We start from the raw sequence: 18,772 nt of genomic DNA, 5'->3' as shown, positions 1-18,772 counted from the left end.
TTGATAAACTGGCCCCTCCCGAACCTAACGCATGAACCGCCTGCTCCAACTTTTGACAATCGAATCCCTGACGAACGCGGAGATACCAGTGATAACAGTCCTTGCCGTGCACTTTACGGTGGCTGTGCTGGCGCCGTTTCTCTTCAGGGCGTGGGGCCGGAACGCGTTCTACATCCTGGCCGCTGTTCCCGCGGCATCCTTCGCCTGGCTCCTGTTCCAGCACGCTCCCATTTATGGGGCCGAGGGTACGGTGTCCGAGGTTGTGCCATGGATCCCGGGCCTCCAGCTTGAGTTTGCCTTCCGGATGGACGCCCTTGCCTGGGTGATGTCCCTCCTGGTGCTGGGCGTTGGCTCGCTGGTCCTGGTGTACTGCGCACGGTATTTCAAGGTAAAGGACCAGGACCTCGGCGGCTTTGGAGCCCAGCTCCTGGCTTTCGCCGGCGCCATGTTCGGCCTGGTGGTGGCGGACGATCTGCTGCTGCTCTTCATTTTCTGGGAACTCACCACCATCCTGTCCTACCTCCTGATCGGGTTTGCCCGGACCAGGCTGGCGGCGCGGCGGTCGGCGCTGCAGGCGCTGATGGTCACCACCGCAGGCGGCCTTGCCATGCTGGTGGGACTCATCATGCTGGGGCAGGCCGCCGGCTCCTACCGGATCTCGGCCATCCTCGCGCAGGCCCCGGACCTGGTGAACGGGACCTCGGCGGCCATGGTGAGCGCCGCCGTCGTCCTTATCCTCGTGGGCGCCATCACCAAGTCCGCGCTGGTGCCCTTCCACTTCTGGCTCCCCGGCGCCATGGCGGCCCCCACGCCCGTGAGCGCCTACCTGCACGCCGCCGCGATGGTGAAAGCGGGAATCTATCTTGTAGCGCGGCTGGCCCCGGGCTTCGCCGAAACGTCCTTCTGGCAGCCGGTGGTGCTGGGCCTAGGGCTGGCGACGATGCTGGTGGGCGGGTACCGGGCGTTGCGCCAGACCGACATCAAGCTCATCCTCGCCTACGGCACGGTCAGCCAGCTCGGTTTCCTCACCATGGTGGTGGGGCTCGGCACCCCGGACGCGGCCCTCGCCGGCCTTGCGATGCTGCTGGCCCACGGCCTCTTCAAAGCCACCCTGTTCCTCGTGGTGGGAATCATCGACCACCAGTCGGGCACGCGCGACGTCACCAAGCTCTCCGGGGTCTTCCGGTCCTCGCGGGCACTGGGCATCGTGGCCGTCATTGGTGCCGCCTCCATGGCCGGTGTTCCGCTCCTGGGCGGTTTTGTGGCCAAGGAGTCGGTGCTGGAGGCGTTCGTCCACCACGCCCGTGACCCCGACGCCGGCGTTTGGGGCATGGTGGTCCTGGCCGGTCTGGTCCTGGGATCCGTCCTGACCTTCGCGTACAGCGCCCGCTTTATGTGGGGCGCCTTCGCGACGAAGAAAGGCGTGGAACCCACGCCTTTCAAGGCCATCAGCCCTTCATTCCTGGCAGCGCCCGCCATCCTCAGCCTCCTCACCATTGCGTACGGCCTCTGGCCGGTGCCCGTTGACGCCTGGATCCAGCCGTACGCCGCGCTGTTCGCGTCCACCGCGGCCGACGCCGGCACACCCGCTGAGCAGGCCGGCCACCTCGCGCTGTGGCATGGCTTCACGCCGGCACTGGGCCTGACGGCCCTCACCTTCGCGCTGGGCCTGGCCATGTACTTCGGCCGCAATGCCGTCGCGCGGGTGCAGTCGCTGGTGCCGCCGTGGGTGGACGCGGACAAGGCCTACCAGCTCACGATCGGTGCGCTGGATGACGTGGCGGTGTGGATCACCGGCCGCACCCAGCGCGGTTCGCTGTACTACTACCTGGCGGTCATCCTCAGCGTCGCCTTCGTGCTGCCGCTCTCGGCCATCCTGCTGGCGGGCAAGCCCCTGCCGGACGGGATCTACCTGATTGATCCAGGCTCCCCGCTCCAGCTGGTGGTGGGTGCGGGCATCGTGATCGGTGCCCTGGCCGCTGTCAAAGCGAACAAACGGTTCCTGGCAGTGCTCATGGTGTCGGTCACCGGCTACGGCATCGCCCTGATGTTTGCGCTGCAGGGCGCCCCGGACCTGGCCCTGACCCAAATGCTGGTGGAGACCATCATCCTGGTGGCCTTTGTCCTGGCGATGCGCAGCCTGCCCCCGGAGCTGCGCGACCGCACCGGCGGCAAGTACCGCGTGGTGCGCGTGATTATCGGCCTGGGTTTCGGCGTCACCATGGTCTTCGCCGGGATCCAGGCCATGGGCGCAAGGATCGCGACGCCGGTGTCCCTGGAGTTCCCGCGCCTCGCCTATGAGGGCGGCGGCGGACTGAACATCGTCAACGTGACGCTGGTAGACATCCGAGCCTGGGACACCTTCGGCGAAATCAGTGTCCTGGCGCTGGCAGCCACTGGTGTGGCCAGCCTGATTTTTGTCCGCGGCCGCGGGGACCGGATCAGGAACTCCGCCACCGTCGCCGAGGGCACCGTGGGCCGGCTCAGGGGAATCGACCCCGGCACCCGTGACGCCGCAGCACTCGCGGTCAGCCGGAAGTTCGCCGCCTCGGCCCGGGACGCCTGGATCGTGGCCGGCCGCACCCTGGCCCCGGAACGCCGCTCCATCATCTTCGAAGTGGTCACCAGGCTGGTCTTCCACTCCATGATCATCTTCTCGCTCTACCTCCTGCTCGCCGGCCACAACCTGCCGGGCGGCGGATTCGCAGGCGGCCTGACCGCAGGCCTGGCCCTGACCATCCGCTACCTCGCCGGCGGGCGTTTCGAACTCCGTGAAGCCACCCCCGTCAGTGCAGGTGCCCTGCTGGGGATCGGGCTGGCACTGGCCGCTGCCTCCGGTGTGGTGCCGCTGCTTCTGGGCGGCCAGGTGTTCCAGACCGCCATCATCGAACTTTGGCTGCCAGTGTTCGGCGACATCAAGTTCGTCACCTCCACCATCTTCGACATCGGTGTGTACATCGTGGTGGTGGGCCTGGTGCTGGACGTTCTGCGAAGCCTCGGGGCTGAGATCGACGAGCACTTTGAACAGCGCCACGCCGATCCCGCCAGCGACATGGCCGACGACGAGCCGGACTTCGCCGGCGACGCAGCCGCACCAGAGGGCCGCGCCAACGGCCGGGAGCCCGAAGGCCTCGCAGCCGAAACCACCTCGAGGGGCCAAGCATGAGCGTTAACCTGACCCTCCTGATCGTGATGGGCGCGCTGTACGCCTGCGGGATCTACCTGATCCTGGAACGCAGCCTCACACGCGTGCTGCTGGGGCTGATGCTCCTGGCCAACGCCACCAACCTGCTGATCCTGGCAACCGGCGGCTACGCCGGCCTCGCACCCTTTTATGCAAAGGAAACGGGGGCGGAGGATTACAGCGATCCCCTGCCGCAGGCGCTGATCCTGACGTCCATCGTCATCTCGTTTGCCGTGACGGCGTTTATGCTCGGCATCATCTACCGCACTTGGGTCCTGGCGCGCCAGGATGACATCCAGGACGACGTGGAAGACCTTCGGGTGGCGGAAACGCCAAGCTTCGACGCCGAGGACGACGCCGAGATCCCCGCCGAAACGTCCGAGTTCCCGGTGGCCACGGTTATGGCAGGCGGCCGCGAGATGCCCGCCGAACACGCAGCCGCAGAAGAAAAACCGGGCTCCACGAATGTGGCCCCTGGCCCGGAAGGAGGCGGAAAGTGAACATCGCAAGCTTTGCCCCGCTCGCCGTCGTACTTCCCATCCTGGGCGCCGCCCTGACCTTCCTGCTGATCCGGCACTCCCGCGCCCAGCGGGCCGTCAGCATCGGCCTGCTGTCCCTCACCCTGCTGCTCGAGTGCCTGCTGCTGGCCTCCGTGTGGGACGGCGGCACGGCTGCGGTGACCATCGGCGGCTGGCTGCCGCCGTGGGGCATCGTGATGGTGGTGGACCAGTTCTCCTCGCTGATGCTGGTGGTGTCCTCGGCAGTGAGCCTCGCCGTGCTGGTTTACGCCACCGGGCAGGGCATGGCCGACGGCGACCACGACGCACCGGTCTCGATCTTCCACCCCACGTACCTGATCCTCGTGGCAGGGGTCTCCAACGCGTTCCTCTCCGGGGACCTGTTCAACCTCTACGTGGGCTTTGAGATCCTGCTGACGGCGAGCTACGTGCTGATGACCCTCGGCGGGACCGGGCCGCGCATCCGGGCCGGCGTGACCTACGTGGTGGTGTCCGTAGTGTCATCGGTGCTGTTCCTGATCTCCATTGCCATGGTTTACGGGGCCACCGGAACGGTCAACATGGCGGATCTCGCCATCAAACTCGGCGAGCTGGACCAGGGCACCAAAACCCTCCTGCACGTGATGCTGCTGGTGGCGTTCGGTATCAAGGCGGCTGTTTTCCCGCTGTCCTTCTGGCTGCCCGACTCCTACCCCACAGCGCCGGCTCCGGTCACCGCTGTGTTCGCGGGCCTGTTGACCAAGGTGGGCGTCTACGCGATGGTGCGCACCGAGACCCTGCTCTTCCCCGGGGACACACTCAACACACCCCTGATGGTGGCCGCTCTGCTGACCATGGTGGTGGGAATCCTGGGTGCGCTGGCGCAGAACGACATCAAACGTCTGCTCTCGTTCACGCTGGTCAGCCACATCGGCTACATGGTGTTCGGCCTGGCCATGTCCTCCACCGCCGGATTGGGCGCGGCCGTCTTCTACGTGGCCCACCACATCACCATCCAGACCAGCCTGTTCCTGGTGACAGGCCTGATCGAACGCCGCGGCGGCAGCTCGTCGGTGGACCGCCTGGGCGGCCTGGCCAAGCTGTCGCCCCTGCTGGCGCTGCTCTTCTTTGTCCCGGCCATGAACCTTGCCGGCATCCCGCCGTTCTCCGGGTTCCTCGGAAAGGTGGGTCTGATGCAGGCGGGCATTGAGTTGGGCACGCCGCTTGCGTATGCCCTGGTGATCGGCGGCGTGGTCACCAGCCTCCTGACCCTGCTGGCCATCGCCAGGGTGTGGAACCGCGCCTTCTGGCGCAAGCCCTCTGACGCCGAGCACCCGGACCCCGTTCTCCTGGCGGCGCCAGGGGTGAGGGTGGCCGGCCCGGGCGCCAAGCTGAACACCGTAACGCTCCTGCCCCGCACCATGGTGGGTTCCACGCTGGGACTGGTGGTTCTCGGCGTCGCACTGACGGTCTTCGCGGGCCCGCTGTTTACGGTTTCGGACCAGGCGGCACACGACATGCTCAACAGGTCTTCCTACATCCAGGCAGTACTGGGCGAGGACACCGTAGTGCCCATGATCCTGACGGCCGGAGGAGGAAAATGAGCCGCCGCCGTATTTCGCTGCGCCAGGAACTGCCGCTCCTGGTCTGGCTGGTGATCGTCTGGGGTGCACTGTGGCAGGACTTCAGCCCCGGAAACCTCCTGTTCGGCGCCTTGCTTGCCGTGGCAGTCGCCAGGCTGTTCTACCTTCCGCCGGTAGAGCTGAGCGGCCGCTTTAACATCCTGCACGCCATCCCCTTCGCGCTGATGTTTGTGGGAAAGGTGGCCGTTGCCAGCGCCCAGGTCCTGTACCTGGCGGTGATGCGCGGACCCCGGGTCAAGAACGCGCTGGTGGCGGTGACGCTGAGAAGCCACCAGGATCTGTTGGTGACCGCCACCGGCCACGTCATATCGCTGATTCCGGGCTCGCTGGTGGTGGAGGTGGACCGGTCAACCTCCACCCTGTACCTGCACGCCCTGAACATCAGCTCGGTTGAGGACGTGGAGAATTTTCGCCAGGAGGTCAGGTCGATCGAAGCCGGGCTGATCCGGATCATGGGCACCCGGGAAGAACTTGAAACCGTACGGTCGGAGGCCGCCGCATGATGCAGACCGTCCTGGTCCTTACAGCCGTGATCTTCTCGCTTGCCGCCGGCGGCGCGATCATCAGGATCGCCCGCGGCCCGTCGCTGCTGGACCGGGTGCTCGCCGCAGATGTCCTGCTCGCCATCCTGGGCGGGGCCTTGTGCGTTGACATGGCCGTGAACCGGCACCTGAACAACCTGATGCTGGTGGTGGCCATCTCTATTATCGGGTTCATCGGGTCCGTGACCGTTGCCCGGTTCGTGGCGGACCGAAGGGAGCAGCCGAATGAGTCCTGACGCTACTGGCCTGGATTTCTGGATCGACCTGTTATCCGCCGTCTTTATGGTGGTCGGTGCCATTCTGTCGCTGGGAGCGGCGATCGGCCTGCTGCGGTTCCCGGACCTGCTCAGCCGCATGCACGCCGCCACCAAGCCGCAGGTCCTGGGCCTGTTCCTGCTGCTGGCCGCGATCGGGCTGCAGATGCGCTCCTGGTGGGTGTGGCCGGTACTGGTGGTGGCCTGGATCTTCCAGCTGCTGACGGTGCCTGTGTCCGCCCATATGGTGGGCAGGGCCGGCTACCGCACCAAGCACCTGCACCGCGAACTGCTGACGGCCGACGAACTGGAGGCTGTAGTGCAGAAAGCCGCCGCCAAAACCGCCCGCGAGGACGGTTCCGGCGACGGCCAGGTGAGGTAACTTCCGCGGGTTAGACGATGTCCTGGCTCTTGGCGAACCGGGTGATGGCGCGCTGGGTGCCGCGGTTGGCCAGGACCTGGATGATGGTGCTCACCGAGGCCGAGATCAGCGCGAACGTCAGCGCGGACTGCAGGCTGGTGGGGATGTCCTCGTCCTTGCCGGTGGGCGGCTTCCGGCCGGTGGACTTTTCCCAGATCGTATTGACCAGCTTGGTCCCGACAAAGCCGGCGCCAAGGCTTATACCTGTACCGAGCAACTTGATGAAGAGGTTCATTCTTTGTACTCCTTGCGGGCGGAAAACGGGCTGTACCCAGCCTAACCGCCCATTCTGCGGCTGTGGCACAGCAACGGCGGCGGGGTTCGAGTGCGTCAGGTGGCGGGTGGTTCCGTCCGGAACTTGATCATTTTGTGGGTTCCATCGCAGTATGGCTTGATCGCCGAGGCGCCGCACCGGCACAGTGCCACGGTCTGGCGCTGCCGGGGGACCGGAGTACCGGACGGCGTCACGATGTCGAAGTCGCCCCGGACAATCAACGGGCCGTCGGGGCACACCACGATCGAGCTTTCGGCGGGTTCCTGGTTCATGGCTGCTCCTTGGGTACGTTGGCGGGCTTCAAATGGTGGGCGTTCCCGAGCTTGCCGTGGTGCCGGCGCCGAAGTTCGGCTTCCGAGTGGGCTGCTGTCTTGAGCCGCGCCCCGGCGTACGGCACACCGCCGGCGAGCCTGAACCCAAGGGCCATCCAGATGCAGGCGGCCCGTTCCAGGATCCACAGCGGGGCGAACAATGTGGCCCGGAAGGGGAAAACCGCCCTGCCCGAATGCCGCCGTCGTCCTATCTCGGCGATGAGGACCGGGGCGGCGGCCAGTGCCAGGAGGACGGCCCGACGGCGGCCGGCGGGAAGGCGGGCAGCGCAGACGATCACCGGGAGCAGGGCAAGTTCGACGGCGAGGCGCCGCGGCTGGGCGAAGTCGTCGTAGGCCTGGCGTGTGCGCTGCTTGAGGAAGTGCCGGAACTTCGGCGGCCTGCGGGCCACCATCAGATCAGGGACAATCCTTTCCCGGCCGCCTGCGGCTTTGACGGTGCGGATCAGCTCAAGGTTCTCGAAGAGCACCGGATCGTACCCGCCGGTAGCCAGCAGCGCGCTCCTGCGAACCGCCAGGGTGCCAGGGTAGTCCGCCGACCATGCCCGGTTGATCAGGGTCCGCGCCGTATCCCACCACGCATGCCAGGGCAACGGGTCAAAGTAATTTTGCGGACGCACAATGTCCGCCGAGCTGAGGTGATGGACGACGGCGGTGAGCGACTCGCGCGTGTAGCGGACGTCGTCGTCGGCTATCACCAGCAGTTCCGCCGCGGAGGCTCGCACGCCGGTCATAACGCCGGCCACCTTGCCGTTACCGGCCGTGCTGTTACCGCTATCGCCGGCGCCGGCGGGTTCAGGACGGATATGGCGAACTCCGGGCGGAAAGGCGGCCCGGTGCCGCTCGAACAGGCCAGGGGCGGAGCCGTCCACCACAATGACCGGGATCCACCGAAGAAGCCGCTCGAGGTAGGCCGCCAGGTCCTGCAGCTCCGAATCCCGCGCCGACCCGGCAGTCCAGCGCAGGGGCAGGATGTACTCCGCGGACGGGCCAACGGGCGGGGTGCTCATGCTGCCGCCGGTACGGCCGCCCTCAGCGAGCTCACTCCATTTTCCCAGCTGGCCAGGAGATGCGTGGAAATCCTGCCGTCGATGGCCATGGCCGCCGTAGCCCCGAACAGGACGTCCGCGAGCAGCCCGGGCTCAGCTTCCACCAGGCCGCCTGCGAGGTCGCGCCCGGCGATCTGCTCATGGACGGCGTCGGCTTCCACATGCTCATCGAAGTAGCGGGTCACGTCAGCGTCGAAGCCGTGCCGCCTGAAGCCGTTGCCGTACAGCCGGTTCGGTTGGGAGGAGGTCATTTCATAGAGGGCCAGGTGCCCGGTGATGGCCCCGCGCAGCCGGCGGTTCAACCCGAAGAGAGACATCATGTTGACCGCCGCGAGGGAGACGGCGGGAACGGCGTCGACGTAGGCGCCGTACTGGTCATCCATGTCCAACCCCCGCATGGTGCGGGCGAACAGCGCGCTGTGCATCCGTTCGGGGCGTCCGCCGCCGTACTCGTCGGCCTGGATTTCCACGAGGGCAGCCTTGGGCCTGCCGGTGAGGCGGGGGATGGCCCAGGTGTGCGGGTCGGCTTCCTTGAGCTGGTAGATGGACTTGTGGATCAGGAACTCCTGGAGCTGGTCCAGCGTCGCCTTTTTGGCCACAAAGCGGGAGACACTGGGGCCGGTGTCGCTGGCAGCGAGGCCAAACAGGATGTCCGCCACGGCGTCGCTGGTGAGCTCCGCGGCGGGCGGCACGTTGATCTCTCCGGCGGCGGAGGCGGCGGCAGCCCGGAGCGCCGCTTCGAACGGGCGCTCCATCAAGCGGCGCAGATGGATCAGCCCGGGTTCCCACTCCCACTCGTCACTGACCCCTTCCAGCCCCGAATAGTGCAGCTCGTAAAGGCAGAAGAGGGCCAGTTGGACGTCGTCGTCGCCAATGATGTCTTTGGAGGCCTTGGGCCTGGCCAGCAGGCGCAGGTCCTCCACGGCGGCGGCACCCTCGTCACTGCCGGGCGTGCAGGTGAGGGCACGAAAGAGGGTGCTGGTGATCGGACCTCGAGGTTCCGGGATCTTCATGGTGCTCCTTTGGGCGTGCGGCGCTGCTGCGTCGTCGACAGCGGGTTTCGGTGGGCGTTCAAGTCTGGTTGTGCTCGTCCGGGTTCCGGGCCGGGCGGTCCATGCCCTGGCTGCCGGGAAAGGACTTATCGCCGGGAACGGTCTTTGGCGACAGCAGGACGGCAAGGGCGATCATGGCCAGGCCCAAGGCCAGGTGCAGCCAGTTGTCCGCATTGTTTTCGGGAAGGAAGTTTGCCGGCAGGTCATCGCCCATCAGCAGGCCGTACAGCCAGAGGAAGAGGTAGGCGACGCCCCCGTAAATGAGGAAGTTCCGTCCCTGCCGGTGCGTTCTGGCCATCACCAGCCCCGCAATAGCTGTCGCTAAATGGACGGCATTGTGCAGCACCGACACTCGGAAAACGCCGAACAGCTCTGCTTTAGAGCCGGGTCCGGCGAAGCCCAAGGAATCGAAATTATCGGTAATGCCAGGAATGAATCCCAACATCCCCAGCAGCAGGAAGACGATGCTCGTGGCAAGGGTGGCCTTCTGCAGGCCCGTCCTCGCGTCGGTGCCGCGGGTGCTGACCGCCATATGCTGTACTCCTCAAAAGCCGGGAACAACATAGTAAGCATGATTACTAATAAATGCTAAGCACGCTTCCTACCCGGAGTTCACTCCTCCGGGTTGTTCCAGGCGTAGGGGTTGGCGTGGTGCCCGCCGTGGCGGCCCTGCTCATACCCCTGTTGCCAGGCCTTCCCGACGGCGGCCACAAGTTCTGCGAGCAGGGGATAGTAGGGATGGTCCGGGCCAATGTAGATCATCTCGTCCTCGGCTTTGTCCACCGCCGCCCGCACCTGGTTCTCCCCCAACGGACTGCTCACGATGCCCCTCCCCGTCGCCGGAACTTTGCAGCTTCGAACGCTGCGTCAGTGAGCACCCATCGAACCAAGGACTTCGCGCAGGGCCTGCACCACCAGGTTGTGGTCCTGCACCTGGGGCAGCCCCGAAACGGTCACGGTTGCCACGGCGCCCACATCTGCGACGTAGACCGGAAAGGAGCCCCCGTGGGCCGCATACCGGCTTTGGTCGAACCAGGCGTGGTCCTCGATCCTGCCGCCGCCGAGCCGTCCGCGCAGCCCCACCAGCAGGGACGGCACCTCATACCGTGCGGCGGTGCGCTTTTTGGCCCGGATCCAGAACTCGTTGTCCGGAGTGGCGCCCGGCAGGGCCACATGGAAGAGGACCTGGTCGCCCTTGGTGATGTCGATGGCGATGGGGAGCTGGTCCTCCTTGCCCAGTTCCACCAGCAGGAGCCCCAGGTTCAGGGCGTCGTCCATCGAAAACCGGGGGAACTGGAGCTCGCGGATTTCGCCCTCTATCCGCGCGATGAGGGCCTGCAGGGAGCCCTCAGGCTGGGTGTCATCGGAATCGGGATCGAACTCAGTCATATCCGGCGCATTGGCAGTCATGGCCCACAATCTACCCCTCCTCCGGTGTAAACTGGACCACGCCCAGCAGGGCTATTTATCTACCCACAGAATCAATTAACGACAGGGGAGCGCCGCCGTCGGGCATCACTGGCCATGCCAGGATCCGCAGGTGGGCGCTGAGAGTGCGGACAGCCGCAGACCCTCGAACCTGATCCGGTTAGTACCGGCGCAAGGGAGTCGAGTTCTCGAAGTCCGGCAACGGCAGTCAGTGCCTTTGCCGCACTTTCCCCTCCTGTTCCTCAGGAGGATCACATGGCAACAACAGCAGTAAAGAAGACCACCAGTAGGTCCTGGCGCGTCGTGGACATTGTGGTGGCGGCCCTGATCGCCGTCGCCGGCGGCGTCATCTTCTGGGCCTGGTCCCAGGGGGCTGCCGCAGTCTCGGCCCCCATGAACGCCGTCTATCCGCCCCTGACCGGCCTGATCGCCGGCGGCTGGATGATTCCGGCCGTGCTGGGCATGCTCATCATCCGCAAGCCGGGCGCCGCGCTGTTCTGCGAAACCGTGGCCGCCACCGGCGAGCTGCTGATGGGGTCGCAGTACGGTGCCTCCGTGCTGTTCTCCGGCTTTGTCCAGGGCTTGGGCGCAGAGATCATCTTCGCCATCTTCGTGTACAGGAAGTTCAACCTGCCGGTGTCGCTGCTGGCCGGTGCCGGGGCGGGCCTGTTCTGCGGCCTTAACGACTCTTTCGCCCCATGGGGCTGGAACATCGCGTACTCGGGCGGGGACAAGCTGGCGTACATCATCTTCACGGCAGTCTCCGGCGCCATCATTGCCGGGGCACTGTCCTGGATCGCCACGCGCGGGCTGGCGAAGACCGGAGTCCTGGGCTCGTTTGCCTCGCGGAAGGCAGCAACGGAGCCAGTCTTCTCCTGATGACCGCTCCATCCCATTCCGGGGCGCCGGCTGCGGTGCGTCCGGCAGCCATCAGCGCCCGCGGTTGGGGCTGGCGGCATGCCGGACGGGCCAAACCCGCGGTCCGAGCCCTTGATCTGGACATCCAGCCGGGGGAGCGTGTGCTGCTCCTCGGCCCTTCCGGGGCGGGCAAGTCCACCCTCCTCCATGCCCTGGCGGGGGTCCTGGGCGATGTTAACGACGACGGCGAGGCCGGCGAATCCGACGAGTCCGGTTCGCTGCTGGTTGACAGTGCCTCCCCGCGGGAGCAGCGAGGCCGCGCCGGCCTGATGCAGCAGGATCCGGAGACGCAGGTGGTCCTGTCCCGGGTAGGTGACGACGTCGCCTTCGGCGCAGAGAACCTTGCGGTGCCCCGCGATGAAATCTGGACGCGCGTGCACGAGGCGCTCGACGACGTCGGCCTGTCCCACCTGCCGCTGGACCACCCGACGTCGGCCCTGTCCGGCGGGCAGAAGCAGCGGCTGGCGCTCGCCGGCATCCTTGCCATGCGGCCCGGGCTGATCCTCCTCGACGAGCCGACAGCCAACCTGGACCCTGCCGGGGTGCTGGAGGTCCGCGATGCCGTGGCGCGCTGCCTGGACAAAACCGGGGCAACCCTGGTGGTGGTGGAGCACCGGGTGTCCGTGTGGAAGGACCTGGTGGACCGGATCGTGGTGCTGCAGCCGGGTTCGTCCACGGAGTCCGCAGTGCTTTTGGACGGTCCGCCGGACCAGGTGCTCAGCGAGGCCAGGAGCATGCTCATTGCGGCCGGTGTCTGGGTGCCGGGCTACGTTCCGGAAACCAGGCAGCGCGCGGAGGGCCCGGTGCCCGGGACCGGCGACCTTCTCCTCGCCGCCGAGGAACTGGCGGTTTCGCGGGCACGGGCCCGCCGCAAGGGGTTCCGGAAGCTGCCGCCGGTGCCCGTGCAGCAGGGCATCTCCGCCCAGGTCCGCGCCGGGCAGGCGCTGGCCATCACCGGGCCCAACGGCGCGGGAAAGTCGACGTTCGCACTGACCCTTGCCGGGCTGTTGGAGCCAGTTGCCGGCAAGGTCTCGGCCACCCTGGCGCTCAGCCGGGGTGCGGGAATTGATCCTTACCGGTGGAAGGCGGAGCAGCTGATCGAGCGCGTGGGGACCGTTTTCCAGGAGCCTGAGCACCAGTTCGTCACAGGGAAAGTGCTGGACGAACTTCTGTTTGGTCCGCGGCATCTTGGCCACGGGGCGGAGCGGGTGGACGAGCTGCTGGAGCGGTTGCGGCTGACGGAGCTCGTTGACGCCAACCCCTATACGCTGTCCGGCGGGGAAAAGCGGCGGCTTTCCGTGGCAACGGTCCTGGCCGCGCATCCCCAGGTCCTGGTCCTGGACGAACCCACGTTCGGCCAGGATGCCAACACCTGGGCCGAGCTGGCCTCGTTCCTGTCCGAACTCCTCGACGCCGGCACCGCGGTGGTCTCGGTGACCCATGATGCCGAGTTCACGGCGGCCCTGGGCGGGACTGAACTGCGCATGGCCGCAGCGCCGGCGGTGGCATCATGAGGCAGGAACTGAACCTGCAGGCAAACCATGCTCTGCTGGCCCGCGCCAACCCGCTAAGCAAGTTCGCTGCTGTGTTTCTGGTGACCGCGGTCCTGGCGCTCTCCATCGACTGGGTATCCGCCTCGGTGGCGCTCGTCTTTGAGCTCCTGTTGTTTCCACTGGCCGGCCTCACCCTGGCGCTGTTGTGGCAGCGCGGCTGGCCGCTGATCATCGCCGCAGCCGTGGGCGGCTGGAGCACCTCCATCCTGGCGCCGGACAGCGGAAAGACGCTGATCGACGTCGGCCTCTGGACCATGAGCGAAGGATCGCTGGAGCTGGGGGTCGGTTTTATGCTGCGCGGGCTGGCGATTGCGCTGCCGGCTGTGCTGCTGATGAGCTGTACCGACCCCACTGACCTGGCCGACGCGCTGGCGCAAAAGGCGCGGCTCCCGCACCGGTTCGTGCTGGGGACGCTGGCAGCCATGCGGCTGGTGGGGCTGCTGGCTGAAGAGTGGCAGACCATCGGCATGGCCCGCCGTGCGCGCGGAGTAGGCTCACGGGGCAACGCGCTGCGGCGGGTGAAGGCCACGCTGGGGCAGAGCTTCGGACTACTGGTCCAGGCGATCCGGCGAGCGTCGCGCCTGGCGGTGACCATGGAGGCGCGCGGCTTCGGTGGCGGAACCCGGACGTGGGCGCGCGAGTCTACCTACAGCTGGCTGGATGCGTGGGTGCTGGGCGGCGGCGTGCTCATGGCCGGTACAGCGTTTGCAACGGCCCTCTGGGCGGGAACGTGGAATATGGTCTGGTTGGGAAGTTGACGCGGGATCTGGCCTGACTTTTGTATGTCCGTGGTCCTGAGTGACTGCAGGTGTGGGGCTTTGAGGCAGGGCACGGCTTTGGGGCCGAAACTCAGAAGCAGGAATAGTCGTAGTCGAATCCGCCCGAAACAAACTGGGTAAGCGTGACACGTCCGCCTGCCGTCAGCGGCGGGTTGGAACAGCTGCCCTTCGCACCCGTCACCGAGCGTGCCCCCGCCAGCCAACTGGGCAGCGAATACAGGCTGCTTGAGCTGCCGACGGTTCCCACGATCTGGCTCCATTGGGAGCCGGTCGAATAAATCCCCACACCCTTGACGTTGATGCTCCGGAAGAAGTCCGTCATGCCCTCCAGGACTGCCCGGTTGGCGTCCTTGTCTGAGGTGGACCAGCTGTTTCCGGTCTCCACGTCCAGCCACCAGACGTAGCTCGCGGGGTTGCTGATGCCCCGGATGTAGGCGTCGTCCCAGGCCTTGGCGTAGCCGTACATATAGGCGCAGGCTTTGCCGTAGTCCTTCGGCTTGCAGGGCCCGTAGGGGTTACGGACGGGGGTGCCGGAGGGATACTCGTCACTGCTGGGCCACCACGAGCCGGCCCTGCCCGGGTTGGCGGTGTTGACGTACAGGGAAACCTTCGGCTGGGCGGTGCCGCCGGACGATGTTGCGGCCCATTTTAGTTGTTCCGCCAAGCAAGGGTTGGTGGTGTTCGCAAGACCATTGTTGAGGCCCACGATCCCGAACGCCTGGCCCTTGGGAAGGGCCGTGCCGCACTGGGGCCAGGAAACGTCATTGCCAAGGAGTGTCGAGGTTCCCGCGCCGGGAGATGGCGCAGCCGACGCCGGCCAGGCAGGGATCAGGAGCATGGCCAGCAAAAAAGCTGCCCATGCGGTCACCGCTCTCGTACGTGGTAGTGTCCGTGGCATGGCCACCTCCATGGGTGCTGAGGGGAGAGATCTTCCCAGTGTCCTCGTTGAGGCGAACAGGGTCAAGAATCTACCCCAGCGGATTTCTATCGCATGTAGCGGGTAAACGTTCTCCCAAACTGGCAGTATGGGCAATATTCCGGCCTCGCTAACTCATTTATGATATATTTTCTTCATGACGCAGGAGACCACGGAACACGTTGCCGCCATGCTTCGGGACGCCCGGAGCGAAAAAGGATGGACCCAGGGCCAGTTGGCTTCGGAGCTCGGCACCAGCCAGAGCGCCATCGCCAGGATGGAGCAGGGTAAGCAAAACCTGAGCCTGAAAATGATCCAGCGCCTCGAAACCATTTTTGGCAGAAGCATCGTCAACGTGGGAAAACCGCAGATGACGCACCTTCGGGTGGAAGGCGGACGGACCCTGTCCGGTGCTGTGGACGTCAACAGCAGCAAGAATGCCGGAGTGGCGTTGCTGTGTGCCAGCCTGATCAACAGGGGCACGACAATACTCCGACGCCTTGCCCGCATTGAAGAGGTCAACCGCATTGTGGAGGTGCTCACCAGCATCGGCGTGGAATGCACCTGGCTTAACGACACGGACCTTCAGCTCCGCCGCCCGGACATCTTGGACCTGGACGCCATGGACGTTGAGGCCGCCCGCCGCACCCGAAGCGTCATCATGTTGCTGGGACCACTGCTGGATGAGTCCTCCGTGTACCGGCTTCCGTATGCCGGCGGTTGCGACCTTGGCACCCGCACCGTGGAGCCGCACATGCAGGCGCTGCGCCAGTTCGGCCTCAGCGTGGAAGCCACCCAGGGTTTCTACACCGTGCAGGCCCCGTCTGCCGATACCCGGGACCGTTCCTTCGTGCTGACCGAGCGCGGCGATACCGTCACCGAGAACGCCATCATGGCAGCGGCGCACCGGGAGGGGACAACGGTGATCCGCAACGCCAGCCCCAACTACATGGTGCAGGACCTGTGCTTCTACCTGCAGATGCTTGGTGTCAGCATCGACGGCGTCGGCACCACCACGTTGAAGATCACAGGCCGTCCCATGATCAATGCGGACATCGAATACTTCCCGTCCGAGGACCCCATCGAGGCCATGAGCCTCATTACCGCCGGTATCGTCACCAATTCCGAGGTGACCATCCGCCGCGTGCCCATTGAGTTCATGGAGATTGAACTGGCCACACTGGAGCAGATGGGCCAGCGGCTGGAGATATCCGAGGAGTACATGGCCCGCAACGGCCGGACCCGGCTGGTGGATGTGACCACCAAACCGTCCGAGCTGCACGCTCCCGAGGACAAGATCCATCCCATGCCGTTCCCGGGCCTGAACATCGACAACCTGCCGTTCTTTGCTGTGATTGCCGCAAATGCGAATGGGCAGACCATGATCCACGACTGGGTCTACGAAAACCGGGCCATCTATCTCACGGAGCTGAACCGGTTGGGGGCGCAGGTGCAACTGCTGGATCCGCACCGGATCTACATCAACGGGCCCACCAGGTGGCGCGCGGCAGAGGTTGGCTGCCCGCCGGCGCTCCGTCCGGCGGCCTGCCTGCTGCTGGCAATGCTGGCCGCAAGGGGTGTGTCCGAGCTGCGGAACATCTACGTCATCGAGCGCGGTTACGAGGACCTGGCCGAGCGGCTCAACACCATCGGGGCCAAGGTGGAGTACTTCCAGGACTGACCATTCACGCTTCGTCATGAAGTGGTGAAGGCCTTCAATATGCCCTGCCCTGTCGCAGAATGTGAGTATGCGTACATTCGGCGTCGAGGAAGAACTCCTGATCGTTGATCCGGAGAGCGGTGAACCGTTGGCCTTGGCTGATGCACTGCTGTCCGGGCGCCGGATGGCAGCTGATGACGCTCCGGATGATCCCCATGTTCCGGACACCCAGGGCGGCCACGTTCTTAATGCCGGCGACGGGATGGGCCTGAGTGCCGAACTCAAGCTGGAGCAGATAGAGACCCAGACAAGGCCATGCCTGGAATACGTAGAGCTTCTGGAACAGATCCGGGCCGGCCGGGCGCTTGCGGACAAGGCCGCCAAGAAGAACAATGCACGCGTGGCCGCCCTGGCCACCTCGCCGCTTGGGCTGTCCAGCCACACCACTCCTGATCCCCGCTATGCCAAGATGCTGGAACGGTTTGGCCTGACCGCCCAGGAGCAACTGACGTGCGGCTTCCACGTACACACCTACATCGAGTCGCACGATGAGGGCGTGGCAGTGCTGGACAGGATCCGCGACAAGCTGGCTGTGCTCACTGCCCTCAGCGCCAATTCACCCTTTTGGAACGGTCTGCAGACCGGCTTCGAGAGCTACCGCACGCAGGCGTGGAACCGCTGGCCCACCGCCGGGCCGTCCGGAATCTACGGGAACTACTCGGCCTACCGCCGCGTGGTTTCCCGTCTCCTGGATACAGGCGTGATGCTGGATGAAGGGATGCTGTACTTCGATGCCCGGCTGTCCCGGAACCATCCAACCGTTGAGGTTCGGGTGGCGGACGTCTGCCTTCGGGCCGAGGACGCCGCGCTGATCGCCGTCCTGGTGCGGGCGCTTGTTGAGACTGCCAGCCGGGAGTGGCACGACGGTGTGGATCCCGCCCCGGTGCCCACTGTAATTTTGCGGATGGCGTCCTGGCAGGCAAGCAGCGAAGGACTTGGCGGAGAACTGCTGGACTTTGGGACTTTCCGGCCGGCGCGTGCCACGGATGTGGTGCGCGCCCTGGTGGATTATCTGGCCCCCGTATTGCAGGAGCAAGGTGAACTTGCCTTGGCCAGGCAAGGAGTTGAGGATATTATTTCGCGCGGAACCGGGGCAGTTGAACAGCGGCGGGTCCGGGACAGTACTTTGGCAGCCTCAGCACCCGGCGATCTTGGTTTCGGCGCTGTGGTCAGGCACGCGGTGGAGGTTACTATGCGTGGCTCCCTGAATCTTTCCACAGTGGATGATGCACCGGAACTGCTGCGCGTCAGGCAGTCCTAGTGGCAGACCTTATGGCAGAGCGTATGGCAGGCCTTATGGCAGAGCGTATGGCAGGCCTTATGGCAGAGCGTATGGCAGAGTATGGCAGGCCTCGGCACTCCTAACGAGAGGCCTCAGGGGACCGAGGAGGATTCGCTGAGCCAGCGGTGCCAGTCCGGAAACGGGTCTTTGGGCAGTTTCGGCGGGTGGGCGTAGAAGTCGTCCCAGATGGGATCGGCCGGCGCGTAGTCGTAGGGATCGTCAAGGTCGTCATCGACTGGCTCTGCAAAGGGCGGGTAAAAGTCCGGGAAGTCCAGGCGCCCGGGTGGTTCCGTTGCATCCGTCAAGAGCCTGGGTGTTTCCGGCGCACGCGTCGGGCGCCCGGCTGTATCAGTTGCACGGGGCAGGTGTCCGGGTGGCCATTGGGGTGGTTCGTGGTTGGGTTGTTCGGCTTTGTAGTGGCGGCCGGTGGGTGAGGTCCAGCCGGGTGGTTCGATTCCGGTGGCTGGGGTGGGTTCCCAGCTGCTGTTGTGTTTGAGGCGGTGGTGTTTGGGGCAGAGTTGGGCCAGGTTGCTGATCCCGGTATGTCCGCCGTGTTGCCAGGCGTGAAGGTGGTCTGTGTCGTTGTCCGGGGATGGGTTGTTGCAGCCGGGGAAGGTGCATTTGCCGTCCCGGATTTGCAGTGCTTTTTTCATGGCTTTGGTGAGCCGGTAGCAGGTACGGCCGATCTCCAGCGGCGCCCCGTCCCGCGGATCCACCAGCACCCGGTAGAAGGAGGTGGCACCGTTGGCGAGGAGTTTTCTGGCCATCGATGCGGGGATGGGGCCGTAGCCGTCCAGGTTTGCCGGTTCGTCCGTGATGCCGAAGAGGGCGAGTACCGGGACGGTGACCAGGACGTCCGCCTTGGGGACCGGGACGTTGCCGAGGTCCGCGTACCCGTTGCCGCCGTTGGCCTCGTCCTCTTCGGCGCCGG

At 65.6% G+C, this 18,772-nt stretch carries 20 protein-coding genes and 1 riboswitch; of the genes, 11 read left to right on the top strand and 9 right to left on the bottom strand.

What is annotated here, in order from left to right; all coding sequences use genetic code 11:
• Positions 1-88 precede the first annotated feature (88 nt).
• From FNL14_RS17405 to mnhG, 6 genes are read left to right on the top strand one after another with little or no spacing between them, the layout of a single operon-like run.
• Positions 89-3,166 carry a Na+/H+ antiporter subunit A gene (locus FNL14_RS17405; protein ID WP_142062485.1) on the top strand — a complete coding sequence of 1,026 codons (3,078 nt, stop codon included), beginning with the start codon at positions 89-91 and terminating at the stop codon, positions 3,164-3,166.
• Positions 3,163-3,684 carry a Na(+)/H(+) antiporter subunit C gene (locus tag FNL14_RS17400; protein WP_091421837.1) on the top strand — a complete coding sequence of 174 codons (522 nt, stop codon included), beginning with the start codon at positions 3,163-3,165 and terminating at the stop codon, positions 3,682-3,684. The genes FNL14_RS17405 and FNL14_RS17400 overlap by 4 nt, the downstream gene beginning before the upstream one ends.
• Positions 3,681-5,285, top strand: a complete 1,605-nt coding sequence (locus FNL14_RS17395) for a Na+/H+ antiporter subunit D (RefSeq protein ID WP_142062482.1) — start codon at positions 3,681-3,683, stop codon at positions 5,283-5,285. The genes FNL14_RS17400 and FNL14_RS17395 overlap by 4 nt, the downstream gene beginning before the upstream one ends.
• The gene (locus FNL14_RS17390) at positions 5,282-5,827 is read left to right on the top strand and encodes a Na+/H+ antiporter subunit E (RefSeq protein ID WP_142062479.1); all 546 of its coding nucleotides are present in this window, start codon (positions 5,282-5,284) and stop codon (positions 5,825-5,827) included. The genes FNL14_RS17395 and FNL14_RS17390 overlap by 4 nt, the downstream gene beginning before the upstream one ends.
• The gene (locus FNL14_RS17385) at positions 5,824-6,102 is read left to right on the top strand and encodes a monovalent cation/H+ antiporter complex subunit F (RefSeq protein WP_091421844.1); all 279 of its coding nucleotides are present in this window, start codon (positions 5,824-5,826) and stop codon (positions 6,100-6,102) included. The genes FNL14_RS17390 and FNL14_RS17385 overlap by 4 nt, the downstream gene beginning before the upstream one ends.
• The gene (gene mnhG, locus FNL14_RS17380) at positions 6,092-6,502 is read left to right on the top strand and encodes a monovalent cation/H(+) antiporter subunit G (protein ID WP_142062476.1); all 411 of its coding nucleotides are present in this window, start codon (positions 6,092-6,094) and stop codon (positions 6,500-6,502) included. The genes FNL14_RS17385 and mnhG overlap by 11 nt, the downstream gene beginning before the upstream one ends.
• Before the next feature lie 10 nt (positions 6,503-6,512).
• Here the strand turns inward: mnhG and FNL14_RS17375 are convergent, their stop codons facing one another.
• The 7 genes from FNL14_RS17375 to FNL14_RS17345 form a co-directional block, all read right to left on the bottom strand.
• Positions 6,513-6,776 (bottom strand): DUF4235 domain-containing protein, encoded by a 264-nt coding sequence (locus tag FNL14_RS17375; protein ID WP_091421849.1) that lies wholly within the window; start codon positions 6,774-6,776, stop codon positions 6,513-6,515.
• 95 nt (positions 6,777-6,871) lie between these two features.
• Complete coding sequence (locus FNL14_RS17370) at positions 6,872-7,087, bottom strand: CDGSH iron-sulfur domain-containing protein (protein ID WP_091421851.1); 216 nt, start codon at positions 7,085-7,087, stop codon at positions 6,872-6,874.
• A complete protein-coding gene (locus FNL14_RS17365) occupies positions 7,084-8,154 on the bottom strand; it encodes a glycosyltransferase family 2 protein (protein ID WP_142062473.1) in 1,071 nt (356 codons plus the stop codon). Before FNL14_RS17365 ends, FNL14_RS17370 begins: the two co-directional genes overlap by 4 nt.
• Positions 8,151-9,206 (bottom strand): iron-containing redox enzyme family protein, encoded by a 1,056-nt coding sequence (locus tag FNL14_RS17360; RefSeq protein WP_142062470.1) that lies wholly within the window; start codon positions 9,204-9,206, stop codon positions 8,151-8,153. Before FNL14_RS17360 ends, FNL14_RS17365 begins: the two co-directional genes overlap by 4 nt.
• A gap of 58 nt (positions 9,207-9,264) precedes the next feature.
• On the bottom strand, positions 9,265-9,777 hold the full coding sequence (locus FNL14_RS17355; RefSeq protein WP_142062467.1) for a DUF4383 domain-containing protein: 513 nt from the start codon (positions 9,775-9,777) through the stop codon (positions 9,265-9,267).
• A gap of 80 nt (positions 9,778-9,857) precedes the next feature.
• Entirely contained in the window at positions 9,858-10,067 is a 210-nt protein-coding gene (locus FNL14_RS17350; RefSeq protein ID WP_139205009.1) for a hypothetical protein, read from the bottom strand.
• 45 nt (positions 10,068-10,112) lie between these two features.
• Positions 10,113-10,655 (bottom strand): heme-degrading domain-containing protein, encoded by a 543-nt coding sequence (locus tag FNL14_RS17345; protein WP_142062463.1) that lies wholly within the window; start codon positions 10,653-10,655, stop codon positions 10,113-10,115.
• 73 nt (positions 10,656-10,728) lie between these two features.
• A riboswitch (TPP riboswitch) is annotated at positions 10,729-10,869 on the top strand.
• A 59-nt stretch (positions 10,870-10,928) separates the two neighbouring features.
• Here FNL14_RS17345 and FNL14_RS17340 point away from each other — a divergent pair.
• The 3 genes from FNL14_RS17340 to FNL14_RS17330 are packed head-to-tail and all read left to right on the top strand — an operon-like array spanning position 10,929 to position 13,902.
• Positions 10,929-11,552, top strand: coding sequence for an ECF transporter S component (locus FNL14_RS17340; protein ID WP_091421866.1), 624 nt, complete (start codon positions 10,929-10,931; stop codon positions 11,550-11,552).
• Positions 11,552-13,105 (top strand): ABC transporter ATP-binding protein, encoded by a 1,554-nt coding sequence (locus tag FNL14_RS17335; protein ID WP_142062460.1) that lies wholly within the window; start codon positions 11,552-11,554, stop codon positions 13,103-13,105. The genes FNL14_RS17340 and FNL14_RS17335 overlap by 1 nt, the downstream gene beginning before the upstream one ends.
• Positions 13,102-13,902 carry an energy-coupling factor transporter transmembrane protein EcfT gene (locus FNL14_RS17330; protein WP_142062457.1) on the top strand — a complete coding sequence of 267 codons (801 nt, stop codon included), beginning with the start codon at positions 13,102-13,104 and terminating at the stop codon, positions 13,900-13,902. The genes FNL14_RS17335 and FNL14_RS17330 overlap by 4 nt, the downstream gene beginning before the upstream one ends.
• A gap of 91 nt (positions 13,903-13,993) precedes the next feature.
• Here the strand turns inward: FNL14_RS17330 and FNL14_RS17325 are convergent, their stop codons facing one another.
• On the bottom strand, positions 13,994-14,821 hold the full coding sequence (locus FNL14_RS17325) for a hypothetical protein (protein ID WP_142062454.1): 828 nt from the start codon (positions 14,819-14,821) through the stop codon (positions 13,994-13,996).
• 175 nt (positions 14,822-14,996) lie between these two features.
• Between FNL14_RS17325 and FNL14_RS17320 the strand changes: the two genes are divergently transcribed.
• Positions 14,997-16,520 (top strand): UDP-N-acetylglucosamine 1-carboxyvinyltransferase, encoded by a 1,524-nt coding sequence (locus tag FNL14_RS17320; RefSeq protein WP_091421873.1) that lies wholly within the window; start codon positions 14,997-14,999, stop codon positions 16,518-16,520.
• Positions 16,521-16,587: 67 nt separating this feature from the next.
• The gene (locus tag FNL14_RS17315; protein WP_142062450.1) at positions 16,588-17,820 is read left to right on the top strand and encodes a glutamate--cysteine ligase; all 1,233 of its coding nucleotides are present in this window, start codon (positions 16,588-16,590) and stop codon (positions 17,818-17,820) included.
• Positions 17,821-17,933: 113 nt separating this feature from the next.
• Here the strand turns inward: FNL14_RS17315 and FNL14_RS17310 are convergent.
• Positions 17,934-18,772, bottom strand: an 839-nt coding sequence (locus FNL14_RS17310; RefSeq protein ID WP_142062513.1) for an HNH endonuclease signature motif containing protein, incomplete at its 5' end; no start/stop codon positions are given.

Origin of the sequence: Pseudarthrobacter sp. B4EP4b, from assembly GCF_006680095.1 — a bacterium.
Taxonomy (GTDB): domain Bacteria; phylum Actinomycetota; class Actinomycetes; order Actinomycetales; family Micrococcaceae; genus Arthrobacter.
The sequence above is the reverse complement of the archived record's forward strand: the minus strand, read 5'-3'. Positions and strand labels throughout refer to the sequence as shown.

Excerpts from the sequence above, each read along its gene's own strand:
- FNL14_RS17400 (WP_091421837.1), top strand. The coding sequence starts at position 3,163 with ATGAGCGTTAACCTGACCCTCCTGATCGTGATGGGCGCGCTGTACGCC.
- FNL14_RS17390 (WP_142062479.1), top strand. The coding sequence starts at position 5,282 with ATGAGCCGCCGCCGTATTTCGCTGCGCCAGGAACTGCCGCTCCTGGTC.
- FNL14_RS17385 (WP_091421844.1), top strand. The coding sequence starts at position 5,824 with ATGATGCAGACCGTCCTGGTCCTTACAGCCGTGATCTTCTCGCTTGCC.
- mnhG (WP_142062476.1), top strand. The coding sequence starts at position 6,092 with ATGAGTCCTGACGCTACTGGCCTGGATTTCTGGATCGACCTGTTATCC.
- FNL14_RS17375 (WP_091421849.1), bottom strand. The coding sequence starts at position 6,776 with ATGAACCTCTTCATCAAGTTGCTCGGTACAGGTATAAGCCTTGGCGCC.
- FNL14_RS17370 (WP_091421851.1), bottom strand. The coding sequence starts at position 7,087 with ATGAACCAGGAACCCGCCGAAAGCTCGATCGTGGTGTGCCCCGACGGC.
- FNL14_RS17365 (WP_142062473.1), bottom strand. The coding sequence starts at position 8,154 with ATGAGCACCCCGCCCGTTGGCCCGTCCGCGGAGTACATCCTGCCCCTG.
- FNL14_RS17360 (WP_142062470.1), bottom strand. The coding sequence starts at position 9,206 with ATGAAGATCCCGGAACCTCGAGGTCCGATCACCAGCACCCTCTTTCGT.
- FNL14_RS17355 (WP_142062467.1), bottom strand. The coding sequence starts at position 9,777 with ATGGCGGTCAGCACCCGCGGCACCGACGCGAGGACGGGCCTGCAGAAG.
- FNL14_RS17345 (WP_142062463.1), bottom strand. The coding sequence starts at position 10,655 with ATGACTGCCAATGCGCCGGATATGACTGAGTTCGATCCCGATTCCGAT.
- FNL14_RS17340 (WP_091421866.1), top strand. The coding sequence starts at position 10,929 with ATGGCAACAACAGCAGTAAAGAAGACCACCAGTAGGTCCTGGCGCGTC.
- FNL14_RS17335 (WP_142062460.1), top strand. The coding sequence starts at position 11,552 with ATGACCGCTCCATCCCATTCCGGGGCGCCGGCTGCGGTGCGTCCGGCA.
- FNL14_RS17330 (WP_142062457.1), top strand. The coding sequence starts at position 13,102 with ATGAGGCAGGAACTGAACCTGCAGGCAAACCATGCTCTGCTGGCCCGC.
- FNL14_RS17325 (WP_142062454.1), bottom strand. The coding sequence starts at position 14,821 with ATGCCACGGACACTACCACGTACGAGAGCGGTGACCGCATGGGCAGCT.
- FNL14_RS17320 (WP_091421873.1), top strand. The coding sequence starts at position 14,997 with ATGACGCAGGAGACCACGGAACACGTTGCCGCCATGCTTCGGGACGCC.
- FNL14_RS17315 (WP_142062450.1), top strand. The coding sequence starts at position 16,588 with ATGCGTACATTCGGCGTCGAGGAAGAACTCCTGATCGTTGATCCGGAG.